Origin of the sequence: Actinomadura montaniterrae (assembly GCF_008923365.1) — a bacterium.
In the GTDB taxonomy this organism is placed as follows: domain Bacteria; phylum Actinomycetota; class Actinomycetes; order Streptosporangiales; family Streptosporangiaceae; genus Spirillospora; species Spirillospora montaniterrae.
This window is the reverse complement of sequence record NZ_WBMR01000078.1, coordinates 32398-39410: the sequence shown is the minus strand read 5'-3', so window position 1 is coordinate 39410 and position 7013 is coordinate 32398. Positions and strand designations below refer to the sequence as shown.

The window sequence follows — 7013 nt, the reverse complement described above, 5'->3', positions numbered from 1 at the left end:
CGGGGGCCGCGTGCGGGACGCCTCCGGCGCGCCGGGCGTCGCGGGCGCGCCGGGCGCCGCGGCCTCCGCCTGCCGCGCCGCGATGCGCTGCTGGAACTCCGCGTCGGCCCGGATCTCGTCCTCGCTCGGCGCCATCGCGATGATGATCAGCAGCGTGATCGACACCACCGCGATCCCGCCGATCAGCGGGATCAGGAAGTCGGACGCGGTGGCGCCGCTCGGGGCGGGCATGGCCGGATCCATGGTGATCCGCATGGCCGCCATGCCGGTGTAGTGCATGCCGGTCACGGCGACGCCCATGATGAGCGCGGCCCCGCACGTCGCCCACAGGCCCTTCACGCGCACGCAGAACCACAGCGCGGCGGTGGCCGCGACGACGGCGATGACCACCGACAGCGCGACCAGGGCGGGCTGGTACCCGATGTCGCCGGACATGTTCATCGCGGCCATCCCGGAGTAGTGCATGCTCACCACGCCGATCCCCATGACCAGGCCGCCGGTGACGATCACGCCGGGTCCGGACCCGCCGAAGCCGAGGATGAACAGCCCGACCGCGACGACCACCACGGCGGTGAGGCAGCTCAGCAGCGTGACCGGCACGTTGTAGCGGATCGGCATGCCCGAGACGCTGAAGCCCAGCATCGCGATGAAGTGCATCACCCAGATCCCGGTGCCGCCGATCGCCAGCGCGGCGAGCGACAGCCAGGACGCGCGCGACCGCCCGGTGGACGCGCGGGCGCGGGTCATGCACAGGAGCCCGAGGAAGGAGCCGACGAAGGACATCACGTACGCGGAGACGGGCGTGAGCGGCCCGTAGGAGAAATGGTGCACGTGCGCCATGCGGTTCCCCGGAAAGTGAAGAGATCTCGGATCCAGGGGGCATCCTAACCGGGTCTATCCGGCAAATTGGTGTAATCCGGAAGGACGCTCAGTGAAGCAGGCCGTGGGCCAATGCCAGGTCGAGCGCCGACCGGGCCGCCGGCGCGAGCAGCTGCCGGTCGGACGCATCGAGGTAGAAGTACGCGTCCACCTCGCCGGACGCCGCGACCGCGCCGTGGCAGGACGCGGTGAAGCACGCCATCCGCGCGTGCGTGTAGTCCGGCTGGTCGTGCGCCGGCGCGCGGACCACGCCCAGCTCGCGGAACGACGCCCGGTCCAGCTCGACGCCCAGCTCCTCCCGCACCTCCCGGGACAGCGCCGCCCAGTCGTCCTCGCCCGGCTCCCGCTTGCCGCCGGGCAGGTACAGCAGGTCGCGGCCCCGCGACCGGACGGCCAGCAGCCGACCGTCCACCACCCGCACCCACGCCACCACGTCGAGATCCGCCACGGCGCCCAGCCTAGAGCCGGCGGGATTCGAGGACGCGGCGCAGGAACTCGCGGGTGCGCGGCTCGGCGGGGTCCTCGAAGATCTGCGCGGCGGGGCCGCGCTCCAGCAGCACGCCGTCGGACAGGAAGCAGACCGTGTCGGCGATGTCGCGGGCGAAGCCCATCTCGTGCGTCGCGAGGACCATCGTCATCCCGGACTCCTTCAGCTCCCGGATGATCCCCATCACCTCGGTGACCAGCTCCGGATCCAGCGCGGACGTCACCTCGTCCAGCAGCAGCAGGCTCGGCCGGGTCGCCATCGCCCGGATGATCGCGACGCGCTGCTGCTGCCCGCCCGACAGCCGGTCCGGGTACTCGCCGGCCTTGTCCGCCAGCCCGAACCGCTTCAGCAGCTCGTGCGCCTGCTCCGTCGCCTCCGCCTTCGACCGCTTGTGGACGCGGACCGGCGCGAGCGTGATGTTGTCCAGCACCGACATGTGCGGGAACAGGTTGTAGGACTGGAACACCATCCCGATCCGCTTGCGGACCTCGTCGGGGTCGGCGTCCGGGTCGGTGATGTCGTCGCCCTCCAGGAAGATCGCGCCGTCGTCCACCGTCTCCAGCACGTTCACGCACCGCAGCAGCGTCGACTTGCCCGACCCGGACGCGCCGATGAGGCAGACGACCTCGTGCGGCGCGACGTCCAGGTCGACGCCGCGCAGCACCGGATGCGCGTGGTAGGTCTTCCAGACGCCTTCGACGCGCAGCAGCGGACCGCTCATGTGCCGCCTCCGGGGGCGCGGCGGCGCTCGGCGCGCGCCGCGAGGTGGTCGGTGAACCGGGCCATCGGCACCGTCAGCGCGACGAACAGCACCGCCGTGGCCAGGTAGGGCGTGTAGTTGAAGTTGGTCGCCGAGTGGATCTGCGCCTGCCGCAGCGCCTCCAGCGGTCCGAGCACCGCGACGAGCGCGGTGTCCTTCTGCAGCGAGGCGAAGTCGTTCAGCAGCGGCGGGACGACGCGCCGCACCGCCTGCGGCAGCACCACGAACCGCAGGCTCTGCGCCTTGCTGAGCCCGAGCGACCGGGCCGCCGCGCGCTGGCTCGGATGGATCGAGTCGATGCCCGCGCGGAACACCTCCGCGACGTACGCGCCGTACGACAGCACGAGCGCGAACCCGCCGAGCACGGCCGGGCTGTCCGGGATCCCCTGCAGACGCAGGGCGGGCAGCCCGAACCCGACCAGGTACACCAGCAGGATCGTCGGGATGCCCCGGAACACGTCGGTGTAGGCGACGGCCAGCGCCCGCAGCGGGAAGAACAGCGGGTTGCGCAGCCCGCGCGCGAGCGCCACCAGCAGGCCGAGCACCAGGATCACCGGCTCGGCGATCAGGAAGATCCGCACGTTCAGCCAGAAGCCGCGCAGCACGTCCGGGAACGCGTTCGTGAACTCGCCCCAGTTGAAGAACGTCTCGTGTACGCGCGGCCAGCCGGGCGACGTCACCACCACGGCGACGACGACCGCGGCGCACAGCACGGTCGACGCGGCGGCGACCGAGCCGGACCGGACGCCGGCGCGCCGGCGGCGCCGCTCCCGGTCCAGCTGCCGCTCGCTCTTGACCCAGGCGGCCTCGCCGCCCGCCCGCGCGGTCATCGCCCGATCACCACGCTGGGTCACTTCAGGACGGGCGCGCCGGCCGACGACGTCAGCCATTGCTGCTGGATCTTGGCCAGCTCGCCGGACGACTTCAGCTGCCCGATCGCCTGGTTCAGGCAGCCCACCAGCTTGCTGCCCTTCTCCATCAGCAGCCCGAAGTGCTCGGTGCTGCCGCCCTCGGTCTGCGGCAGCTGGCCGACGATCTTCGAGCCGTCGATCTGGGCGGCGGTGACGTAGAACGCGGTCGGCAGGTCGACCAGCAGCAGGTCGACCTGCTTGTTCTTCAGCGCGTTCACCGCGTCGATCTGGGTGTTGAAGATCTTCGGCTGGCTGTCCGGCTTGATCTGGTTCTGCACGGCCTGGAGCGCGGTCGTGCCGACCTGGACGGCGATGCGGGCCTTCTTCAGGTCAGCGATGCCCGCCGCGTTCGCGAACTTGCCGTTCTTGAGCGCCACGACGCCCTGCTGCACGTCGTAGTAGCCGTCGCTGAACGTCACCGCCTTCTCGCGGGCGGGGGTGGCGGAGATCTGGTTGATGTCGAAGTCGAAGTTCTTCGGGCCGGGCGCGTAGGACGACTCGAACGACTGCGTCGTCCAGGTGACCTGGTCCTTGGTGAAGCCGAGCTTGCCGGCGACCGCGTACGCGACGGCGCTCTCGAAGCCCTGCCCGTTGGACGGGGCGTCGTCCTTGAACCAGGGCTCGAACGCCGGCTTGTCGGTCGCGACCGTCAGCTTGCCGGGCGTCTTCAACGGCAGCGTGTCCTTGGTGCAGGAGGCGGGGCTCTTGCTCGCCGAGGCGTCGGAGCCGCCGTCGTCCTGCGGGGCGCAGGCGGTGACGGCGAGGGTGAGCGCGGCGACGCCGGTCAGGGCGGCCACGAGGGGGCGGCGGGTCACGGGGGTGCCTCCAGCGGTGCGGTGTTGCGTGATCAAGAATGCGGGGTGGTGCGCCCGGTGGCGCGCAGGGCGACGGTGCGCGCGCCGGCCAGACCGAGGACGTCCGCGGCGCGGCCCTGGTTGACGCCGAGGCCGAGCCAGCCCGAGGAGTCGATCCACAGCAGCGGCTCGCCGGGGGCGACGCTGCCGAAGGTCCGCTCGAACGGGACGCGGGCGGTGCGGGACGTCCCGTCTGGAACGCTCCATTCGACGTCGAGCGGGGTGCCCGGCTCCAGCGCGCCGAACGCGGCGGCGAGGTCGTCGCGCTCCGCGCCCAGCACCAGGCTGCCGAACCGGTCGGTGTACAGCACGGGGACGCTCAGCTCGCCGTCGCCGACGACCGGTGACGGCAGGCCCAGCGGCAGCGGCTCGACCGGCGCGCCGAGGTCGGCGACGTCCACCCCCGCCGCGACGTGCGCGGCGGCGGGGGAGAAGACGTCCCGCCCGTGGAACGACGTCGAGACCTCCGGCAGCCGGTACGCCGGGTTCTCCAGGACGTGCGCGCGGACGATCCCGCCGAGCACGTCCGCCGCCGGGGCCAGCAGCCCGTTGTCCGGGCCGACCAGCACGTCGCCGCGCCCCGTCTCGACCGCCACCGGACGCCGCGGCGTCCCGACCCCCGGGTCGACGATGCCGAGGTGCACGCCCACCGGCAGGTACGGCAGCGCCTGCCGCAGCAGCATCGCGCCCTCCACCACGTCGAACGGGGTGATCTCGTCGCTGAGCACCAGCACGTTCGCGCCGGGCGCGATCGTGTACACGACGCCGGCGCAGATCGAGGTGTAGGCGGCCCCGAAGTCCGTGGCGATGCTGACGAACGGGCGGCTTCCGGACATGGGCGACCTCGGTGGGACCTGCGGGGATGCGAGAGGAGAGAGCAGCAGCCTACCAAGCCGATCTCGTGACCGAACCGGCGCTAACCTCCGGGGATGCGCGCCGAATCGCTCGACCCGCTGCTGCTGCGGACCTTCGTCGCCGTCGCCGACCTCGGCTCGTTCACCGCGGCCGCCGCGGCGGGCGGCTACACCCAGTCGGCGGTGTCCCGCCAGATCGCCGCGCTGGAGGACGCCTGCGGCGTCGAGCTGTTCGCGCGCGGCGCCCGCGGCGTGCGGCCGACGCCCGCCGGCGAGCACCTCCTCCCGCACGCCCGCGCCCTGCTCGACCGGCTCGCCGACACCGTCCAGGCCATGGAGGGGCTGCGCCGCCTCGACACCGGGACGCTGCGGCTCGGCGCGTTCCCCACCGCGAACGCGGCGCTGGTCCCGCGCGCGCTCGCCCGGTTCCGCGCCCGGCACCCCGGCGTGCGCCCCACGCTGCGCGAGGGGACCACCGACCGGCTGCTGGCGATGCTGGACGGCGGCGACCTCGACCTCGCCGTCGTCAGCACCCACACCGTCCCCGCGCTGCCCGCCGGCGACCTCGTCCCGCTGCTGGACGACGCGCTGCTCGTCGCGCTGCCGTCCGGGCACCCGCTCGCCGCCCGCCGCCGCGTCCCGCTGGACGCCCTGGCCGGCGACGCGTGGATCGTCGCCGACGCCCCCGAGGCCGTCGCGGCGCTGCGCGCCCGCTGCGAGGCCGCCGGGTTCGAGCCGCGCACCCCGCTGCGCGTCGCCGAATGGATCTCCAAGCTCGGCCTGGTCGCGGGCGGGTTCGGCGTCACCCTCGTGCCCGCGCTCGCGGCGGCAGCGGCGGCGCGCCCCGATGTCGTGCTGCGGCCGCTCGCCCCCGAGCAGCCCACCCGCGCCGTCCGCGCCGCCGTCGGGCGGCACGCCCGCAGGTCCCCGGCGGTCACCGCGTTCCTGGACGACCTGCGGGCCGTCGCCGCCGAGCTGGGTTAGCCGCCGGGCCGGGTCAGGGGATCGCGGCGACCACCTCGACCTCCAGCAGCGCGTCCGGGTGGAACAGCCGGGCGACCTCGACGGTCGTGCTGGTAGGCGCGGTGCCGGTGAAGAACCGCCGCCGGACCGCCCCGTACTCGGCGACGCGGCCCAGATCGGTGACGAACGTCCGGACGTTGACGACGTCCGCGAACCCGGCCCCGTGCGCCGCGAGGATCCGCTCCAGCATGGAGAAGATCACTTCGGACTGCCGGGCCATGTCGCCGGGCGCGTCGACCTTCCCGTCCTCGGTGAGCGCGATCTGCCCCGACACGTACAGCATCGGCCCGGCCGTCACCTGCGCCGCGTGCGAGTAGAAGGGGTTCGGCGGCGGCGGGACGGTGGCGGGATTGCCGAGCGTGACGCGCATACGGGAGTCCTTTCGTACGTGGTCTGCGAGTGCGATGAGGTCGTGCGGGCCGAGGTCGGCGGCGAGCGCGGCGGACGCGTGTGCGCGCGCGGCGGCGAGGACGCCCCCTGCGGGCGCGCCCGGGACGTCGAGCGCGAGACCGAGGTCCTTGGCGGCGAGCGCGACCGTGAAACGCGGCGCCGCGTCGGGGACCGCGTCCCGCAGCCGGCGCGCCTGCGCGCTCGTGCGGGACAGCCCGTCCAGCACGAGGTCGCGGTCGAGGCCGAGCCTGTCGGCGAGCGCCAGCGCCTCGCCGAGCACGGCGAAGTTCGCGACGAGCATCCCGTTGGCGACGAGCTTCAGCGCGGCGCCGGACCCGGGCGGTCCCGCGTGCCGGACGCGTCCGAACACCCCCAGCGCTTCGGCGCAGCGGGCGAGGTCGTCGCCGGTGCCGCCCGCCAGCACCTCCAGCTCGCCCGCCTCCGCCTGCGGGATGCTGCCGACCACGGGGGCGTCGACGTAGCCGACGCCGTCCGGCAGCCGGTCGCGGACGCGGCGCGCGGCGTCCGGGCCGATCGTCGACGCGTCCGCGATCACGGCTCCGGGCTCCAGCGCCGCCGCTGCGCCGTCCTGGCCGAACAGCACGTCCTCGACGGCTGCCGCGTCGGTGAGCATGGTGATGACGAGGTCGCGGCCTGCGGCGGCCTGTGCGGGCGACGCCGCGAGCGCCGCGCCCAGTTCCGCCGGGACCTTGCCCGCGGTGCGGTTCCACACCGCCACGTCGTGGCCCGCCGCGATCAGCCGCCGGGCCATCGGGACGCCCATGCGTCCCAGTCCGAGAAAAGCGATTCGTGTCATGGTGCGACCGACGCTAGGCGCCGCCGAGCCATGCCACC

The 7013-nt window shown here is 73.7% G+C and carries 8 protein-coding genes; 1 reads left to right on the top strand and 7 read right to left on the bottom strand.

Features of this window, described 5'->3' with window-relative positions; all coding sequences use genetic code 11:
* From F9B16_RS24955 to F9B16_RS24930, 6 genes are all read right to left on the bottom strand, one after another.
* Window positions 1-840, bottom strand: an 840-nt coding sequence (locus tag F9B16_RS24955) for an MHYT domain-containing protein (RefSeq protein WP_151542550.1), incomplete at its 3' end; no start/stop codon positions are given.
* An 88-nt stretch (window positions 841-928) separates the two neighbouring features.
* Complete coding sequence (locus F9B16_RS24950) at window positions 929-1327, bottom strand: NUDIX hydrolase (protein WP_151542549.1); 399 nt, start codon at window positions 1325-1327, stop codon at window positions 929-931.
* A gap of 10 nt (window positions 1328-1337) precedes the next feature.
* Window positions 1338-2087, bottom strand: coding sequence for an amino acid ABC transporter ATP-binding protein (locus F9B16_RS24945; protein WP_151542548.1), 750 nt, complete (start codon window positions 2085-2087; stop codon window positions 1338-1340).
* Window positions 2084-2956 carry an amino acid ABC transporter permease gene (locus F9B16_RS24940; RefSeq protein ID WP_151542547.1) on the bottom strand — a complete coding sequence of 291 codons (873 nt, stop codon included), beginning with the start codon at window positions 2954-2956 and terminating at the stop codon, window positions 2084-2086. Before F9B16_RS24940 ends, F9B16_RS24945 begins: the two co-directional genes overlap by 4 nt.
* Window positions 2957-2976: 20 nt before the next feature.
* A complete protein-coding gene (locus F9B16_RS24935; protein WP_151542546.1) occupies window positions 2977-3852 on the bottom strand; it encodes an ABC transporter substrate-binding protein in 876 nt (291 codons plus the stop codon).
* Between the two features lie 32 nt (window positions 3853-3884).
* Window positions 3885-4727, bottom strand: coding sequence for an SAM hydrolase/SAM-dependent halogenase family protein (locus tag F9B16_RS24930; protein WP_151542545.1), 843 nt, complete (start codon window positions 4725-4727; stop codon window positions 3885-3887).
* Window positions 4728-4820: 93 nt separating this feature from the next.
* Here F9B16_RS24930 and F9B16_RS24925 point away from each other — a divergent pair, with 93 nt between their 5' ends.
* Entirely contained in the window at window positions 4821-5729 is a 909-nt protein-coding gene (locus tag F9B16_RS24925) for a LysR family transcriptional regulator (protein WP_151542544.1), read from the top strand.
* A 13-nt stretch (window positions 5730-5742) separates the two neighbouring features.
* Here the strand turns inward: F9B16_RS24925 and F9B16_RS24920 are convergent, their stop codons facing one another.
* Window positions 5743-6975, bottom strand: a complete 1233-nt coding sequence (locus F9B16_RS24920; protein WP_151542543.1) for an NAD(P)-binding domain-containing protein — start codon at window positions 6973-6975, stop codon at window positions 5743-5745.
* Window positions 6976-7013: the final 38 nt, after the last annotated feature.